This is a genomic window from Gymnodinialimonas ulvae, assembly GCF_037543845.1.
Taxonomy (GTDB): Bacteria; Pseudomonadota; Alphaproteobacteria; order Rhodobacterales; family Rhodobacteraceae; genus Gymnodinialimonas; species Gymnodinialimonas ulvae.
The window spans coordinates 47888-63864 of the sequence record NZ_JBBIFX010000004.1 but is presented as its reverse complement, the minus strand read 5'-3'; the positions used below and the strand labels follow the sequence as shown (position 1 = coordinate 63864).

17 protein-coding genes are annotated in these 15977 nt (G+C 64.1%); 5 read left to right on the top strand and 12 right to left on the bottom strand.

Annotated features, from left to right (window positions below; genetic code table 11):
- Positions 1-176: 176 nt before the first annotated feature.
- Entirely contained in the window at positions 177-815 is a 639-nt protein-coding gene (locus tag V8J83_RS17355) for a pyrimidine 5'-nucleotidase (RefSeq protein ID WP_339987753.1), read from the bottom strand.
- Between the two features lie 114 nt (positions 816-929).
- Between V8J83_RS17355 and V8J83_RS17350 the strand changes: the two genes are divergently transcribed.
- Positions 930-1565 (top strand): GntR family transcriptional regulator, encoded by a 636-nt coding sequence (locus tag V8J83_RS17350; RefSeq protein ID WP_339987752.1) that lies wholly within the window; start codon positions 930-932, stop codon positions 1563-1565.
- A gap of 7 nt (positions 1566-1572) precedes the next feature.
- On the opposite strand, the gene V8J83_RS17345 is transcribed toward V8J83_RS17350, so the two are convergent.
- Together V8J83_RS17345 and carA are read right to left on the bottom strand one after the other, a co-directional pair.
- Positions 1573-3534 carry a glycosyltransferase family 2 protein gene (locus V8J83_RS17345; protein ID WP_339987751.1) on the bottom strand — a complete coding sequence of 654 codons (1962 nt, stop codon included), beginning with the start codon at positions 3532-3534 and terminating at the stop codon, positions 1573-1575.
- A 151-nt stretch (positions 3535-3685) separates the two neighbouring features.
- Positions 3686-4849: a glutamine-hydrolyzing carbamoyl-phosphate synthase small subunit gene (gene carA / locus V8J83_RS17340; RefSeq protein WP_339987750.1), complete on the bottom strand. Its 1164-nt coding sequence runs from the start codon at positions 4847-4849 to the stop codon at positions 3686-3688.
- Between the two features lie 180 nt (positions 4850-5029).
- Between carA and V8J83_RS17335 the strand changes: the two genes are divergently transcribed.
- The gene (locus V8J83_RS17335; protein ID WP_339987749.1) at positions 5030-5488 is read left to right on the top strand and encodes a GatB/YqeY domain-containing protein; all 459 of its coding nucleotides are present in this window, start codon (positions 5030-5032) and stop codon (positions 5486-5488) included.
- A gap of 77 nt (positions 5489-5565) precedes the next feature.
- Here the strand turns inward: V8J83_RS17335 and V8J83_RS17330 are convergent, their stop codons facing one another.
- Positions 5566-5730: a hypothetical protein gene (locus V8J83_RS17330; protein ID WP_339987748.1), complete on the bottom strand. Its 165-nt coding sequence runs from the start codon at positions 5728-5730 to the stop codon at positions 5566-5568.
- Between the two features lie 76 nt (positions 5731-5806).
- On the bottom strand, positions 5807-6898 hold the full coding sequence (locus tag V8J83_RS17325; protein ID WP_339987747.1) for an AraC family transcriptional regulator: 1092 nt from the start codon (positions 6896-6898) through the stop codon (positions 5807-5809).
- A gap of 505 nt (positions 6899-7403) precedes the next feature.
- On the opposite strand from V8J83_RS17325, the gene V8J83_RS17320 reads away from it, so the two are divergent.
- The gene (locus V8J83_RS17320; protein WP_339987746.1) at positions 7404-8237 is read left to right on the top strand and encodes a hypothetical protein; all 834 of its coding nucleotides are present in this window, start codon (positions 7404-7406) and stop codon (positions 8235-8237) included.
- Positions 8238-8269: 32 nt separating this feature from the next.
- Here the strand turns inward: V8J83_RS17320 and V8J83_RS17315 are convergent, their stop codons facing one another.
- The 5 genes from V8J83_RS17315 to V8J83_RS17295 form a co-directional block, all read right to left on the bottom strand.
- The gene (locus tag V8J83_RS17315) at positions 8270-8767 is read right to left on the bottom strand and encodes a DUF2244 domain-containing protein (protein ID WP_339987745.1); all 498 of its coding nucleotides are present in this window, start codon (positions 8765-8767) and stop codon (positions 8270-8272) included.
- 73 nt (positions 8768-8840) lie between these two features.
- The gene (locus V8J83_RS17310; protein WP_339987744.1) at positions 8841-9275 is read right to left on the bottom strand and encodes a hypothetical protein; all 435 of its coding nucleotides are present in this window, start codon (positions 9273-9275) and stop codon (positions 8841-8843) included.
- 251 nt (positions 9276-9526) lie between these two features.
- The gene (locus V8J83_RS17305) at positions 9527-9673 is read right to left on the bottom strand and encodes a hypothetical protein (protein ID WP_339987743.1); all 147 of its coding nucleotides are present in this window, start codon (positions 9671-9673) and stop codon (positions 9527-9529) included.
- Between the two features lie 484 nt (positions 9674-10157).
- Positions 10158-10535, bottom strand: coding sequence for a hypothetical protein (locus V8J83_RS17300; protein WP_339987742.1), 378 nt, complete (start codon positions 10533-10535; stop codon positions 10158-10160).
- A gap of 81 nt (positions 10536-10616) precedes the next feature.
- Entirely contained in the window at positions 10617-12518 is a 1902-nt protein-coding gene (locus tag V8J83_RS17295) for a cytochrome c oxidase subunit I (protein ID WP_339987741.1), read from the bottom strand.
- A gap of 577 nt (positions 12519-13095) precedes the next feature.
- Here V8J83_RS17295 and V8J83_RS17290 point away from each other — a divergent pair.
- The gene (locus V8J83_RS17290; protein WP_339987740.1) at positions 13096-13434 is read left to right on the top strand and encodes a DUF1801 domain-containing protein; all 339 of its coding nucleotides are present in this window, start codon (positions 13096-13098) and stop codon (positions 13432-13434) included.
- A 337-nt stretch (positions 13435-13771) separates the two neighbouring features.
- On the opposite strand, the gene lipB is transcribed toward V8J83_RS17290, so the two are convergent.
- Both lipB and V8J83_RS17280 read right to left on the bottom strand, forming a co-directional pair.
- Positions 13772-14422 (bottom strand): lipoyl(octanoyl) transferase LipB, encoded by a 651-nt coding sequence (gene lipB, locus V8J83_RS17285; RefSeq protein ID WP_339987739.1) that lies wholly within the window; start codon positions 14420-14422, stop codon positions 13772-13774.
- Positions 14423-14583: 161 nt separating this feature from the next.
- Entirely contained in the window at positions 14584-15435 is an 852-nt protein-coding gene (locus tag V8J83_RS17280) for a LytTR family transcriptional regulator DNA-binding domain-containing protein (protein WP_339987738.1), read from the bottom strand.
- A gap of 35 nt (positions 15436-15470) precedes the next feature.
- Here V8J83_RS17280 and V8J83_RS17275 point away from each other — a divergent pair, with 35 nt between their 5' ends.
- Entirely contained in the window at positions 15471-15962 is a 492-nt protein-coding gene (locus tag V8J83_RS17275; RefSeq protein WP_339987737.1) for a DUF2306 domain-containing protein, read from the top strand.
- Positions 15963-15977 lie beyond the last annotated feature (15 nt).

Here is a 15977-nt window from a genome sequence, read left to right as displayed (position 1 = left end):
GGGCCGCTTGTGCGTCGTCGCAGGTCAGGGTTCGAGAAAAGGCGCAGGCTGTGTGCCTGCAATGTTTTCCCTCACCCGCCCGCCTTGCGGCGGTCGGGTTCAGGTTGGGGGACGCTGTCCCCGTCGCCGGTGGCGACCCCCCTGGAGTATTTTGAAAACAAGGAAGCGGGCGGGGCTCATGGCAGGGTGTTCAGGAAATGCAGCAGGTCGGCTGTGTGGTGGTGGATGTGGGTTTCGGGCGCAGGGGCGGGGGCCACATGGATCGTGGTCAGCCCCATGGCATGGGGCACGGTGAGGTTGCGGGCTTCGTCTTCGAACATGGCAGCGCGGTTGGGGGTGAGGCCGTCGGCGGCGAAGATCGTCTCGAATGCTGTCGCGGAGGGTTTGGGACGGTAGCCCGCGTGTTCGACACCATAGATCGCATCGAAAAGGCCAGAGAGGCCACGCGCGGCGGTGACCGCCTCGGCATAGGGGGCCGTGCCGTTGGTGTAGATGATCTTGCGTCCCGGAAGGGCGTTGATGGCGGCGGCGAGATCGGGGTCGGGTGACAGGACAGAAAAGTCGATGTCATGGACGGCGACGAGATAGGGGTCCGGATCGACGTCGTGGTTCTGCATCAGGCCCGCCAGCGTGGTGCCGTGTTGGTGGTAGTAGCTATGGCGCAGGTGGTCGGCCTCGGCCCGGTCGACGCCGAGGGCCTGCATCACCCAATCGGTCATGCGGGCGTTGACCTGCGGAAACAGGGCCATGGACGGCGGGTAGAGCGTGTTGTCGAGGTCGAAGACCCAGGTGTCGATATTGGTGAGTTGTGCCATGGGGCGGGGGTAGCGGGCCGCGGGCCGATCGGCAAGGTCTTGGAAGGCAAGCCACTGGACAGGTTGCGCGGCGGTGACGTAGCGTCCGAACCGGAATTGTAAGGAATACGTGACGTGAGTGATGTCAATCAACGAGATGCCTACGCGATGATCCTTGATGCGATTGACGCCGGTATTTATCGGCCCGGTGCGCGCCTGGTGGAGAGCGAACTGGCCGAGCGGTTCGGGGTCAGTCGCACGCCAATCCGCGAGGCCTTGCAACGGCTTGAGACGCAATCGCTTTTGACGCGCGATGGACGGTCGTTGATTGTGGCGTCGCTGGATCACGGGCAGATGGCCGAGCTTTATACCGTGCGGCAGGAATTGGAGGGTCTGGCCGCGCGGCTGGCCGCCAAACATGCCGCCGCGGAGGAGGTTGCGGTGTTGCGTGACATGGTCGAGCAGGACCGCGCGCTTCTGGACGATCCGGAGGCTTTGGCGCGGGCCAACAAGCGCTTTCACCATCAGATCCACCTGGCCTCGCACAACCGCTATCTCGTGCAACAGCTGGACCTTGTGTACCGCTCCATGGCGCTGATGGCGCGCACATCGCTGGCGGTTGCGGGGCGCGGCGAAGATGCCCTGGCGGAACATGCGGCGATTGTCGATGCCATCGCGGAGCATGACGGGGACCGGGCGGCGGACGCGCTAAAGGCGCATCTGTCGACGGCTTTCAAAGTGCGCCTTAAGGAAGAGGCGCAGGGACACTGACGGGCGCTTACTGTGCGGCGTGAAGTTGACGATCCGCGGTGCCGATCTGATCCTCGCCGATGGCTTCGGAGCCGCCGAACGCGCCGTGGGTTGTTTTGGCCCAGAAGAACGGCCGCGCGATGACTTCGGCCAATCCGATCCATGCGGCGACGGTGCCGAACAGGTAATAGGGTTCGACCAGCGCCGTGATCGGGCGCAGGTGGCGCAGGTGCTTGGCGCGGCAGGCATAAAGCGACACGCCGACCGACAGGAGGAGGCCCGCCAACATGCTGGCGCACAGGATCAGATAGGCGGTGGGCGAGAGCACCGCATCGAGCGGGTGCCACAGGCCGAACGCCTTGATGGCGAAGCTCCACAACAGCGGCGCCATCAGGAAGCCGAGCACCGCACCGAGGAATTGCACCTGCAGGCCGAGATATCGTTTCCAGCCCAGATCGCGGCGCAGGGCGCGCGGGTTGCGCATCGCGCTGCCCCAGGTCATCAGGTAGCCCTTCAGCCAGCGCGAGCGTTGCAGGATCCAGGGCCCGACGGCGGCGTTGGCCTCCTCAAAGGTGGTGGTATCGACGATCTCGGTCGCGTAGCCGGCGCGGGCCAGACGCAGGCCAAGTTCTGCATCCTCGGTGACGTTATGGGCATCCCAGGCGCCGACCTCTTCCAACACATTGCGGCGCAGAAACAGGGTCGTCCCACCAAGCGGCACGACTAGGCCGAGGCGCTGAACGCCCGGTAGAAGCACGCGGAACCAGGCGGCATATTCGACGGTGAACATGCGGCTGAGCCAATTGTGACGGGCGTTGTAGTAATCCAGCCGCCCCTGCAGGCAGGCGACGTCGCCGGGCACTTCGGCAAAGCGTTGCACGACGCGGTTGAGCTGATCGGGTTCGGGGCGATCCTCGGCGTCATAAATGCCCACGATATCGCCGCGCGCGTAATTCAGCACATAATTCAAGGCGCGGGGTTTGGTCTGCGGATGTCCGCGCGGCACGATCACGGCGCGCATCCACGGCGGCAGGGCACCCATGCGCAGCGCCGAAATGGTCAGCGGGTCGTCCTCTTCGATGGCCAGCAGGACGTCGAGGCGTTCGAGCGGATAATCCAGGGCGCGCAGCCGATCCACGAGCGCGCCCGCGACTTCGGGTTCGCGGAACAGTGGCACGATGATCGAAACCGTTGGCTTGTGGAGGAAGCGGTTGTCCTGCGCGGCGGTGTCGTTGGCTTGCCCGGCCGCCCGCACGGACGCAATCAGGGAGGCCAGTTTCAGCCCGCTGTTGGCAGCAAAAACCGCGATGACGAGGCCGAAAATCGCCACGGTCAGGACCTGCGGGGCGAGCCACAAGCCGATCAGGGATGTGACGGCGAAGACGAGGGTCGCGCGGCCCAGGACATCACCACGCCAGGTGCGGCACGAATGCTGCGCGGGCGCGCGCCCTTCGGCCTCCCGCGCGAGGCGCGGGCCATAGACGCGGCGTTGAGCTTCGATGATCTGCGCGCGCCCTGCGATGGCGAGAAGCACGCGCGTGTCGGGGGGCAGGGCGCTCCGGATGGCGTCGAGGCGGTCGGGACGGCTGGTTGCGATGACAAGGGCCGAGCCGCTGCGTTGCCAGATCACCGCCTCGTTGGCGATGGCTTGCGGGACCGGAAGTGCCGCTGCAAGGCTTGCGTCGGGTGCGGTGGCGTCAAAATCGGCGAGCCCCACGCCGTAGAGATGGGTCAGCGCCGATAACAGCTCCGCCTCGCTGATGGCGCCTTGGGTCAACAGAACCTGACCAAGCGCCAGGGTGGTGCCGCGTTGCGCGCGTTCGGCGGCGGCGATTTCAGCGGGGGTGACGAGGCCACGCACCTGCAAAAGCGCCACTAGCCGGGGCGTCTCGGTGACCGGGCGATCCGGCTCCGCGTCTGCGGGCAAGTGCGCAAGCGCGCGCGCTTGCATTCCGGCTCGGGCCAAGACCGAGACGACATCCGACCGCATCGGCGGCTTGCGTCCAATGGGGATATCCCCGTCCAAAATACGACCTCTGGATCCACTACATCCTCAGGTTGTCTCATGGGCTCGGTTAACAAAGCGTAAATGGAGTGCGGCAAATCCGCGGGACTTTCCGGGCCGGAGCCGTGCGGCGGGCTCAGGCCGGGGTTTTTGCGTGCGCGCGCACGGCGTCGGCGAAACGCTCGAACAGGTAGAAGCTGTCCTGCGGTCCGGGCGAGGCCTCGGGGTGGTGCTGCACCGAAAAGATCGGCTTGTCGCGGACCGCGATCCCGCAATTGGACCCGTCAAAGAGACTGACATGGGTTTCAAGCACGGCGTCGGGCAGGGTCTGGCTGTCGACGGTGAAGCCGTGGTTCATCGACGTGATCTCGACCTTGCCGCTAGACACCTCCTTGACCGGATGGTTCGCGCCGTGGTGGCCGTGGTTCATTTTGACCGTCGTGGCCCCAAGCGCCAGCGCCAGCATCTGATGGCCGAGGCAAATCCCGAAGGTGGGCAAGCCCGCATCAAGCACGCCCTTGATCATCGGCACGGCATAGTCACCCGTCGCCGCCGGGTCGCCCGGACCGTTGGACAGGAAAACGCCATCGGGCGATTGCGCCAGAACCTCTTCGGCGGTGGCAGTCGCGGGCATCACGGTGACGTCGAGCCCGGCGGAGGCGAGGCAGCGCAGGATGTTGCGTTTCGCCCCGAAATCGAGCGCCACGACCTTGGGCGCGGGGATCGATGGGTCGCGTTTGGTGTAGCCCTCGGGCCAGGCCCACCGCATCTCGTCCCAGCGATACGATTGCGCACAGGTGACCGTTTTGGCGAGGTCGAGGCCTTCAAGCCCGGAAAAGCCGCGCGCGGCGGCGACCATCGCTTCAAGGTCGAAATTGCCTTCGGGATCATGGGACAAGGCGACATGGGGCGCGCCCTGTTGCCGGATCGCGCGGGTCAGCCGCCGCGTGTCGATACCGCCGATGCCAACGCGACCGGTGCGCGCCAGCCAATCGACCAGATGCGCCTGTGCGCGCCAATTCGACGGCTCGGTCACGTCCCATTTCACAACCATGCCCTCGGCCACCGGATCGGCGGTCTCGTCATCTTCCGGTGTGGTGCCGGTGTTGCCGATATGAGGGAAGGTGAAGGTCACGATCTGCCCCGCATAGGACGGGTCGGTCATGATCTCCTGATAGCCGGTCATCGCCGTGTTGAAGCACAGCTCGGCCACCCGCAGACCCGTCGCGCCGAAGCCGCGCCCGTAGAAGATCGTGCCATCGGCAAGGGCAAGGCAGGCGGTGGGGTGGTCATGGGGCATGGGGGCGGCTCCGTTGGTGGCAGGCAAGCGGGCAAACTTTCGGTGGTCTACGGGGGCGTGGCCCGTGGGTCAAGGCGATTGCCCGGCGCACGGCCCGGCGCAGGGCGAGGTGGGTTGCGCGTGTGGGGGGGCAGCCCTATCTAGGCGCCTTCGAGGTATCGGATACGTGAGGGCCCGACCATGGGACTAAGAGCGAAAATCACCGACGGCATCAAGGTCGCGATGCGCGAGAAGGATCAACTGCGCCTGTCCACGCTGCGGCTGATCAATGCCGCCGTGAAGGATCACGACATCGCCGCGCGCGCCAAAGGCAATGCCGAGGGCGTCGACGATGGCGAGGTGCTGGCGATCCTGGCGAAGATGGTCAAGCAGCGTCAGGAAAGCGCGCGCGCCTATGAAGAGGGCGGGCGGCTTGAGCTGGCCGAAAAGGAACAGGCGGAGATCGCGGTGATCGAGGGTTACCTGCCGCGGCAGCTGTCGCAGGCCGAGGCCGAGGCGGCGGTGGAGGCCGCGATTTCCGAGGCCGGTGCCGACAGCATCCGCGACATGGGTCGGGTGATGGGCGCGCTGAAAGGCAAATACGCGGGCCAGATGGATTTCGGCGCCGTCGGCCCGATGGTGAAGGCGCGGCTGAGCTAGTCCGGGTCTGTTTGAAAGATTTGAAAAGGGGCGCGGGCGGTGGCTTGCGCCCCTTCTTCGTGCGGTGTTCGCGCGGCTCAGCGTGTCGTGCCCTGTGTCACGAGGTCGGGTTGGCAAAGCTGCATCGGGCCGCAGAACGTGCCGGGTTCGGGGAAGCTGATGGATGGCAGGTTGACGCTTTGACCCGAGGCCTGTGCGGCGAGGCCAAGGGCGATAAGGGCGGCGAGGGCGATGGGGCGCATGATGTGATCTCCTGATGCGGGTTTGTGCTCAGCAAGATCGGTGTGGCCGTGCGGCGCGGCGCGCCTGGTTTGGAAATCAGTGCAGATTTGCGCGGATCGGCGTGATGTTTTCGGAATCGGCGGGCGCTGCAGCGGCATCGTCGCCGGCGCTGCGGCGGAACTCCGTGGGGCTTTGGCCGGTCTCGGCGCGAAACGCCCGGTTGAACGGCCCGAGCGAGGCGAAGCCCACGTCATAGGCGATCTCCAGCACCGTCTTGCCGCCATGTGCCGGATCGGCCAGCTGCACCTTGGCGTCAGCAATCCGGTGGCGGTTGATGAAGCTTGAAAAATTGCGATGCCCGAGCCCGGAATTGATGGCCCGGCGCAGGCGGTGTTCGGGCACGGCAAGCCGGCGTGCCAGCGCACCGATGGTCAGCCCTTCCTCGCGCCAGATGTCCTCCTCCATCGCGGTCTCGATCCGGGTGATCAACGCCGCGTCAGGGTCTTGCGGTGCGGGTTTCGGGGCCGGAACGCAGGCGCCGCCCTGGGCGTCGGCGTCGGGCCAGAGCGAGACATCGGGGCTGAGAATCCAGAGCGCGAAGGCGAAGGTGACCGCAAAGATACCACCGGATTTCAGCAGGGCCATGACGGTTGTGCCCTCTTCCAGCATCCCGAAGGCCTGCCCCCCGGTTAGAACAAGGCCGAGCCCCGCGATGGCGGCGGCGAAGCCCGGGCGCGCGCGGCATCTGCAGTCCACCAAATCATCGCGGGCGGCCCAGAGGGCGAGCATGAACAGCGCACCATAGAGCGCCATGCCGGAGACGGCGCAGAGCACCGCCAGCGGCGCGTCCGGCGCGATCTGGTGCAGATAGAAAAGCGCCGAGACGACGGAGGCACCGACAAGCCATGGCCAGCGGCGCAGCGGCGGATCAAGGAAGATCGTCACGATCAACCACGTGACGGCATTGGGCGACAGGCTTGAGATCAGGGTCAGGTTCGCCCCAAGTGCCGGGGGCAGGTCGAGCGGCATCAGCGTGGTGTTGAGCAGAAACGCGCTTTCGGTCAGCGCGACCATGGCGAAGGATACGCGCCCCTCCCACCCGATGCGCGCCTGCCGCCATAGCAACAGCGCCAGAAGCATCATCAGCGCAATCGACGCGCCGCGCAGGGAAAGATCGAGAAGGGGCATGGAAAAGCGCATCCTGTCCTGGGTCCGGACGGAAGATAACCGCGATGGCCGCGTTTGGCGCACCGATTTCTCAAAAGTCTGCCGGATTTCAGAAAACGGCGGGGGATCTGCCGGGGCGGATCCGGACAAAGCAGGCGGCGCCGCCGGAAGCGGACCGGTTTGCAGGGGCAAAGCCCCGAAACGGATGCGCGATGTTCCAGATCCCCGCCTGACCTTTCGGCAAGCTGACATAGGGGACATGCAACCGCTGAGGCGTCCGGTTGGTCGACCGACGCCCGTTGTCCCATGGTCCCGTGAAAGAAGTGTTAACCGCGTCGGCCATAACCTGCCGGTTTTGCGCGGCGAAGACGGGGTCGAATCGAACCTGCCGATCCCGGCGCAAAAGGCAATGCAGGTTTTCCTGACTTGGGGACAACGCAGCGCGAGGCACAGGATTGGTGCGCTCTCACGAACAATGCGACCACACTGCGTTTATTTTAACCAAGTCTATTGGAGTGATATGATTATGAACGTTTCGCAATTTGAGCTGATTTTCAAACCGCAATCCCCTGTGCCGCCTGCTGATACGGTGTTGCAGGGCTATTTCCTGAGCATCTCGAACCTGGAAGATGTGGCGTTGTCGTTTCGCCTTGATCTGGTGACATCGTCGGTGCCTGATCCGATGCGGACGCTGTCGGGCAACACCGTGGTGATCGTCGATGTGGCAGGGGTGAACAACGATTTTTCCTTTGAACTTCTGGGCGGACCGGCGGCATCGTCGTTCCGGCTTAATCGGTTGATCACCATTCCGCCGCAGGCCACGGCCAAGGTTGCGATCCTGCCCGATGATCCGTTCCCCTGCCCGGTGGGCGACGGGACGGCCGACCCGGCCGATTACGAGGCACGCGGCTACGTCACCCTACGCCTGCCCGCGTTGTTGAATTTCGACGGCGGGCTTCTGCGGTTCGAGCCGCAGATCGAAAGCGAGGCCAACGTGCTTTTGACGCCGCAGAACCGCGCGACGTATTTCCGTGATGGTGAAACCATCGAAAGCCAGACGCAGGCGGGTCTGCCCTTGGCGTCGGGTTCGGCGTTGAACCAGATCCCGGCGGAAGTCGGCGGCTTTACCATCGGCGATTTCACCACGCGCGTGGATGTGGCCGAATTGCCCAACGAGATCGACCTCGACCGCGCGCCGGAATTGCTGGCGGAGTTGATGGCGGTGGCCGCTGCCTCTGACATCGACACGCGGGCGTTCAACGCGGCGTTGAAGGAGGTGGGGATCGGCATGGCGATCGAGCGCCGCAAGGTCCCCGCGACCGCGCCCACGCCGGCGACGCGCGTCCCCGAAGAGGCCTGAGGCAAATCCCGCGCGCCGTCTGGTCCCTTGGGTCAGGCGGCGCGTAATTCCTTCTCGATCAGGCTTTTCAATTCCACCCGCTCCAGCGGGGTCAGGAACCGGCCCAGTTCCACCTCCCGCGCCCCGCCCGTCAGGGTCAGGTAATTGGGCACCGGCCCGCCTTTGGTGTGCAGCGTCGCGCGGACCCAATAGGGGTTGGCCTCCCAATCCTTGACGCCGTGTTTGGGCTCGACCCGCTCCACCCGGATCAAGTCGTCCCAGACGATCACTTCCTCGTAAAGGTCCATGTCACGCCAGGATCGTTTCAACGCCGCCCAGACGCCCCAGACCGCCGCCACCAGAAACGGCAAGAGCGCCCAGAAGACGGATGTGCCGAGGATGGAAAACAGCGGCACGGAAATCAGCGCCGCGGTCACGCCGATGAACCACACGAAGCCCTCGGGCGTGAGGGATTTGTACGGCGTCAACACAAGGTGCAGGCGCGGGGGGCCTTTGGGGCTCGGGTCAGGGTCGGCAGGGCGGATCGGCATAAGCCTATTGTGTTGCGTCTGCCGCGCAGGGCAAGCGGCAAAACGGTCGCGGGTGGCGGGTTGTGGTGAATGGTCAGTGAGGCGGTGGACGCAAGCGGGCCAACCGCAGGATGGCTCCAATGGCAAAGACAAGGACAAACGCGAAGACCAGTCCGGCTGAGGCCATGGCAAACGTAAGGTCGAGCGAGGACACAAGCGCGACGCCGCCACCGTCTAATTCCACAGCAGCAGTCGAAGCGTTGAATGCTGGCCGAAGGGCGGTCAGCCAGAGCGCGACGCTTTGGACCAGCGCAAAGGTGGTCAACAACACGGCGCCCGTGGTTTTGATCCACGGGCGGGCATGGCGCATCGTGACCACATACATCAGGGTACCCCCCAAGATCATCGCGACGATCCGCAGGATATAGGTGGTGAAGGCTGCGTCGCCCGGATTGGCCAAGGCGGTCAGACAGGCGCTGACCCCGAAGACCGGTAGGGCAACGATCAGCAGAAATTCAAACCAGCGCAAAGGCATCATCCGTCAGCATATCTGCCGGTGTTCTGGTGTCCGGCGGTCCGAATGCACACGCTAGCCTTGGGAAGACCGAATGGAAACGCCCCCTGATTTAGGCTTCTGCGATCCGTCGGATGCGGTTGCGCGTCCAAAGCACAACAAGGCCGAACACCGCCGCCGTCACCCCGATGAACCACACGAAGCCTTTCGGGCATGAGCGATTTGTGCGGCGTCGGCACACGGTGCAGGCGCGGGGTGCGGCCGCGTTACTTGGATCGCCAGCGATGCAGCAAAGCGCGGATTGTCAGCCCCGCAAGGGTCAACAGGGCCGAGACGAACAAGGCGCGGCCGAAGGCGGCGAGCATCGACCAGCGCGCGAATGCGTCGGGATAGTCGATGTAGCGGCGGGGCATGCCTGCGTGTGGCAGGACGGTCGGGGGAGCTGCGGCGAGAATGATGCCGATGGTGAGGGTGCAGATGGCAATGGCACCGCAGGCGGCGAGGCGCGGCGGATCAGGGCGTAGTCCAGAGCCGTGGCGAGGATCGCGACGAGCAGTGCTGAGGCCACATAATTGACGTGTGCGATGACGTAGGTCGTGTCCTGGAAGGATCGGTCCACTCCGGTTTGCGACAGGGCAGGGGGCACGCCCGGTCGAAACTGGAGGGCGGCAGTGACGGTGAGTGCGGTGAGCGTGAGTGCAATGATCCAATCGTGCCAGCCCATGGGCATGTTCCTTTCGGGGGCGTCAGGCAATTTGTTGGTGAACCTCGATCACATTGCGTTCGCGGTCTTGGAAGAACACCTGATGGCAGTCCCGTGCGAAGGCGGTGCCGTAAGCAGAATAGGGAATGTTCTTGGCATCGATGAGGTCGAGGAAGGCGGCGTTGCAGTGGGGTCTAACGGCGCCCACGCCGGGCAAGAACGACGAGCGATACAATGGCGAACGCGCCGATGCCGAAAACGGCGAGGGCCGCCCCGACGGACGCGCCATTGTACCAAAAAGCGAAGGCATCGGGATAAACGTCATAGCCCAGCGGCGCGCCTTGACGGATCAAGAACTTGACCGACCACACCCCCAGCGTCGCGCCGAGCAAGGCGATCCCAAGCGCCACCGTTCCCGCCTGTGCCAGCCCTCTCGAGGCCGAACGGATCAAGATGAGGTATGCGGCGGCGGCCAGTACTGACACGGCAATCAACACCGGAAAGAGGTACGCATGACCGTCGATGTAGAACGTGTTGCCCTGACTGCGGGCACGCTGTTCGATCAAGGTCATATCCCCCCAAATGGTAACGGCGCCCCATGACAGGGCGCCGATCAGGATAAGCAAGACCCATTCAGGCCAGCGCATGCGCGCTTAGTGCCCCGGTTGCTTGTCCCACATCTCGCGCGTCGGAAGCTCTTCGAAGGTGTGCTCCGGCGGCGGGTTGGGCAGGGTCCATTCCAGCGTATCGGCATGGTCGCCCCAATAGGCGGGCTCGGTCACGCGCTTACCGGCGAAGAGCGTGTAGAACACGATGCCGATGAAGAAGATGAACGAGGCAAAGGACAAAAACGCGCCGATCGACGACCAGTAGTTCCAGAGCGCGAAGGCCTCCGGATAGTCGATATAGCGGCGCGGCATGCCCTGACGGCCCAGGAAGTGCTGCGGGAAGAACGTCAGGTTGGCCCCGATGAAGAACACCCAGAAGTGCAGCTTACCGGCCCATTCGGGATACTGACGCCCGGACATCTTGGCCATCCAGTAGTAGACGGCGGCGAAGATGCCGAACACGGCCCCGAGGCTCATCACATAGTGGAAGTGGGCCACGACATAGTAGGTGTCGTGATAGGCCCGGTCGACGCCAGCCTGCGACAGGATGATACCGGTCGTGCCGCCAAGCGTGAACAGGAAGATGAAGCCCACTGCAAAGAGCATCGGCGTCTTGAAGGTGATCGACCCCATCCACATCGTTGCGATCCAGCTGAAGATCTTGATGCCCGTGGGCACCGCGATCACCATTGTGGCCACCATGAAATAGGCCTGCTGGGTCAGGGTCATGCCGACCGTGTACATGTGGTGCGCCCACACGACGAAGCCCAGGCCGCCGATCGCCACCAGCGCGTAGACCATCGGCAGGTAGCCGAAGATCGGCTTCTTGGAGAAGGTCGCCACGATGTGGCTGATCACGCCGAATGCGGGCAGGATCACGATGTAGACCTCGGGGTGGCCGAAGAACCAGAAGATGTGCTGGAACAGGATCGGGTCCCCGCCACCGGCCGGATCGAAGAAGGCCGTGCCGAAGTTGCGGTCGGTCAGCAGCATGGTGATCGCACCCGCCAGAACCGGCAGCGACAACAGCAAAAGCCACGCGGTCACGAACACCGACCATGCGAACAGCGGCACCTTGTGCAGGGTCATGCCCGGCGCGCGCATGTTCAGGAAGGTGGTGATGAAGTTGATCGAGCCGAGGATCGACGAGGCCCCCGAGACGTGGATGGCGAAGATCGCGAAATCCACGGCGCGCGAGGTCTCGACCCCTTGGGCCGAAATCGGCGGATAGAAGGTCCAGCCCGGTCCGGCGCCGCCGTCGATGAACGTGGCGCAGAACGCCAGCGAGGTGCCCGCGACATACATCCAGTAGCTGAGGTTGTTCAGGCGCGGGAACGCCATGTCGGGCGCGCCGATCATCAACGGCATGAAGTAGTTGCCGAAGCCGCCGAAAAGCGCCGGGATGACAACGAAGAACATCATCAGAACGCCGTGGCCCGTGATCATCACGTTCCACAAATGGCCGTCCGGATTGCCGTCCAACTGGTCCATCGCGCCCAACAATGCTTGGGCTTCTGCGGGGTTGGCGCTTGCGATCATGGCCTCGAACGCGGCGACGGTTTCGGCACGCAAGCCGCCGTCTACCACCACAAGCGCTTCGCCATCGACCGTTTGCGCGGCACTGACAAGCGTGCCTTCAAGGCTGGAAAGCTCGCCCGCGAAGGCGTTTGTGCCCCCTCCAGCGGCTGCCAGAGCCTCGCCAAGACGCGCGAAGACGGCTTGCAACCCGTCCACACCGGCCTCGTAGGGGATGTACATGTATTGCACACCCGGCTCCATCAGCTCCAACCGCATGTAGACGGTGAAGGCCACCGACACGAGGCCGACGAGGCCTGCGGTGAAGAGGTAAAGGATACCGATGTCTTTGTGGTTGGTGGACATGAACCACCGAACAAAGAAGTTCGGCCGCTCGTGGCCCTCATCATGCGAGAGCGTCGCGTCTGCCATGGTCGTCTCCTGTTCGCGTCTTTCTGCGCTGTTCAAGGCGATTTGCCGAAGCCGAAGGCCGAGGGTCTGGGCGCAGGACCCCACTATAGGGGCCGTGTCGAGTCATTTGGGCATGGGTTTAGTCTGCCAGTGGTTGCGGATCAACGCGACATCTCGCGCGGGCGTGAGGATCGGGTGGGGTATTTTGGCGCAGGGCCTGCGGCACCTTCGAAAACATGCGGTATCTTGCATGCTATCCACGAGTTCCCGCCGAGAACGGCTCGAAAATTAACGTATTAGCCCGCGTTGGAAACAACAACGGCGGAAAAGGGCAGGGCGCTTTTGGTGCAGGTGAACCGTGCCGCAGGGACCCGGTGAACGCGTCGCGCGGCGCCTGACGGCATGGCGGGCTGCGACCTCTGTCTTCAGAGGGATCCTAATGGCAGTTTGCAGCCCTGACCTACCAAAATGCGGTGAGATGGCGAACGTCGGCTTTGATAAGTCTTTCTGCTAAGATCGCCATATAACTGATAAGAAGAAGCCGACACATTCATCGAGCACCAACCCTTACATCCCGAAGGGTGACGGTGATGAAGCCGTGCAAGCGTATCTTTCTGCGATGCCCGGCTGGAAGTGTGGCCTCGGCAAACAGATCAACGCAACCGTCGAAAAAGCCTTTCCAGAGGTGCGCAAGCAGGTACGTTGGAACACCCCGTTCTATGGCAAAGACGACGGCTGGTTCCTCGCAATGTACTGCTACAAGGACTACGTGCAGATCACCTTCATGACTGGGTCTTCTCTCGATCCTGTGCCTCCCAAGGCATCAAAGGTAGAAGGCACGCGTTATCTGGATATTCATGAGGACGAAGCTCTCGACAAAGAGCAACTTGCAGACTCGGTTCAACAAGCCTTGAGGCTTCCGGGTCAGCAGCTTTAAAGCAGTCACTCAGATCAACAAGGCGAACGACAGCTCCGTCCCGCCTTGCCGACGCTCAAGCTTTGCCCAAGCGGGTGAACAGCGGCCAAGCCGCCCCGCAATCGACGGGCCGTCCGGCGGCCTGTCGATTTGGTGAAGTATGGTGCTCCGAATAGGCGCAGGACGGATTTGGCTGGCATAAAGTGCCTGGAACGGATGTTGGATCGATAGTCCCCGGCCCGTCGATCGCGCGGCTTGGTGCGCAATTGAACGGCAGCACTGTCCCGCACACCGGGCATCCAACTTGAGCAATCCAACGGCACGTGACTCTCGCAAGTGACCCGAAAGTTGGCCCACGCTACCCCCCGAAAACCTCCGCAAAGCCCCGCTTCAACGCTACATCAAGATCATCCATCGTCACCGGCAGGCCCAGATCTACAAGCGACGTGACGCCGTGCCCGTCGATCCCGCAGGGCACGATGCCGTCGAAATGGCTCAGGTCCGGCTCGACGTTGATCGAGATGCCGTGGAAGCTGACCCATTTGCGGATGCGCACGCCGATGGCGGCGATCTTGTCCTCGCGGGGCGTGCCGTCGGGCAGGGGGGCTTTTTCGGGGCGGTCGACCCAGACGCCGACGCGGCCGTCGCGGATTTCGCCGCGGATGTTGAACTCGGCCAGTGCGGCGATCACCCAGGTTTCCAACTGCTCCACATAGCGGCGGATGTCGCGTCCGCGGGTGTTCAGATCGAGCATCACATAGGCCACGCGTTGTCCGGGGCCGTGGTAGGTGTATTGCCCGCCGCGCCGGGTCTCGAACACGGGAAAGCGGTCGGGCTGGCGCAGGTCGGCGGGCTTGGCCGAGGTGCCTGCGGTGTAGAGGGCTGGGTGTTCCAGAAGCCACACCGCTTCGCCCGCCTCGCCGCGTGCGATGGCGTCGGCGCGGGCCTCCATCTCGGCGACGGCGGTGTCATAGGGGACGGGGGCGTCTGAGGTGATCCATTCGACCATGGCCGGGTTTATGGGGGAGGGGGAGGGTGTGGACAAGACCTGTGCGATTGGCCTTTGCGCGGGGTGTGTGTTGCACGTTGCTCATTCAGAAATGAATAGATTTCCCGCGAATTGCCCGTGAAACTATTCAGTTTTGAATGAGCAACGCGCACAAATCGCCCTCATCGCGGCAGAAGCCCGGCTTCGCGGATCGCGGGCACATTGGCGCGGCTGACGGGGATCTCGGTGCCGCCGGTCAGGGTCAGGATCGCACGTTCGCCATCGCGGCGCGCGGCGGTGACGGCGCCGAGCGCCACCCAATGCGAGCGGTGCACGCGCAGGCCCGGCTCGGGCGCGGTCTCGCGGATGGCATCGGCCAGACGGAGCAACACCATTTCCGCGCCCTTGGTGGTTTGGATGCGGGTGTAATGATCCTCCGACGACAGCGCCAGAAGCGCGCCGCGCTTGTCGAGCGGCACCCGTTCGAGCAGCGGCGGCACCTTAGGCCCGGGCGCGCCCGTCTCGCCGGAGACGGCGGGCAGAAGCCCGATCAGGAAGCTGACGACAAAGGCAATTGCCATGAACAGCGCAAGCATCGCGGGCACCTCCGCCCATGTGGGCCGCAGCCCGAAGAGTGCGGCGTTCAGGGCGAGGATGAACAGGTAGATCAGCGTTCCGGTCAGGGCCCCGCTGAGCCCTGCGACGAGAACGCGGGGCAGACGGCGCGCCAGGAGGGGGGCGGCGATATATCCGGTGAACGCGCCGATGCCATAGGACACGGGCACGACCACGCCCCAATAGGCCAGGCGCGCGGGCAAGGTCAGGCTGTCGTCGGTATCGAAGGGCCCGACCAGCGCCACCATAACGGCCACGCCAAGGCAGGCAAGCCAGACCTTCGGGTGACGCAAATGATCGCGCAAGTCACGAAGCGCGGATGACGAGGTGACGTCAGACACGAAGAGCTCCGGGTGGTTCACGAATGCGCGGTGGACCGCGTGGGCGGCGAGGGTGCCAGAGGGATGCGGCAATCTCAAGCCGTTCGCATCCCTCTGAAAAGGAGACCTCGCTGATGACCCTTGATCCGATCCTGTCCGCGCCGTTCGAAGTGCAACTTCATGTCGCCGCCGCGCTGCTTGCGTTGGCTTTGGGCCCCCTCGCGCTTTACCGGACGCGGCGGGACAGGGTGCACAAATGCTTGGGCTATGTGTGGGTGACGGCGATGGGGGTGCTGGCGGTGTCGGGCCTGTTCATCGAAGCGGTTGTTCTGCCGCTTGTCGGGCGGTTCGGTCCGATCCACCTGTTTTCCATCTGGGCGCTGGTGTCGCTTTGGCAGGCGATGGCGGCGATTTTCCGGCGCGACGTGGCGCGGCACCAAGCGGTCATGCGCGCGCTTTATTGGCAGGCCATCGGGATCACCGGGCTTCTCGCCCTGTTGCCGGGGCGGCGGATGAACGCGGTGCTGTTCGGGGAGGCGGAATGGGTGGGGCTGTGGGGGATTGCCGTGGTGGCCTTGGGCGTTCTGGCGGATCAGGTCCGCCGCCGCATGCGGCTTGTGGGGTAGGGGAATCCTGTCTGC

Excerpts from the sequence above, each read along its gene's own strand:
- V8J83_RS17305 (WP_339987743.1), bottom strand. The coding sequence starts at position 9,673 with ATGCCCCGCCGCTACATCGACTATCCCGACGCATTCGCGCGCTGGTCG.
- V8J83_RS17335 (WP_339987749.1), top strand. The coding sequence starts at position 5,030 with ATGGGACTAAGAGCGAAAATCACCGACGGCATCAAGGTCGCGATGCGC.
- lipB (WP_339987739.1), bottom strand. The coding sequence starts at position 14,422 with ATGGTCGAATGGATCACCTCAGACGCCCCCGTCCCCTATGACACCGCC.
- V8J83_RS17355 (WP_339987753.1), bottom strand. The coding sequence starts at position 815 with ATGGCACAACTCACCAATATCGACACCTGGGTCTTCGACCTCGACAAC.
- carA (WP_339987750.1), bottom strand. The coding sequence starts at position 4,849 with ATGCCCCATGACCACCCCACCGCCTGCCTTGCCCTTGCCGATGGCACG.
- V8J83_RS17330 (WP_339987748.1), bottom strand. The coding sequence starts at position 5,730 with ATGCGCCCCATCGCCCTCGCCGCCCTTATCGCCCTTGGCCTCGCCGCA.
- V8J83_RS17295 (WP_339987741.1), bottom strand. The coding sequence starts at position 12,518 with ATGGCAGACGCGACGCTCTCGCATGATGAGGGCCACGAGCGGCCGAAC.
- V8J83_RS17300 (WP_339987742.1), bottom strand. The coding sequence starts at position 10,535 with ATGACCTTGATCGAACAGCGTGCCCGCAGTCAGGGCAACACGTTCTAC.
- V8J83_RS17345 (WP_339987751.1), bottom strand. The coding sequence starts at position 3,534 with ATGCGGTCGGATGTCGTCTCGGTCTTGGCCCGAGCCGGAATGCAAGCG.
- V8J83_RS17325 (WP_339987747.1), bottom strand. The coding sequence starts at position 6,898 with ATGCCCCTTCTCGATCTTTCCCTGCGCGGCGCGTCGATTGCGCTGATG.
- V8J83_RS17315 (WP_339987745.1), bottom strand. The coding sequence starts at position 8,767 with ATGCCGATCCGCCCTGCCGACCCTGACCCGAGCCCCAAAGGCCCCCCG.
- V8J83_RS17320 (WP_339987746.1), top strand. The coding sequence starts at position 7,404 with ATGAACGTTTCGCAATTTGAGCTGATTTTCAAACCGCAATCCCCTGTG.
- V8J83_RS17275 (WP_339987737.1), top strand. The coding sequence starts at position 15,471 with ATGACCCTTGATCCGATCCTGTCCGCGCCGTTCGAAGTGCAACTTCAT.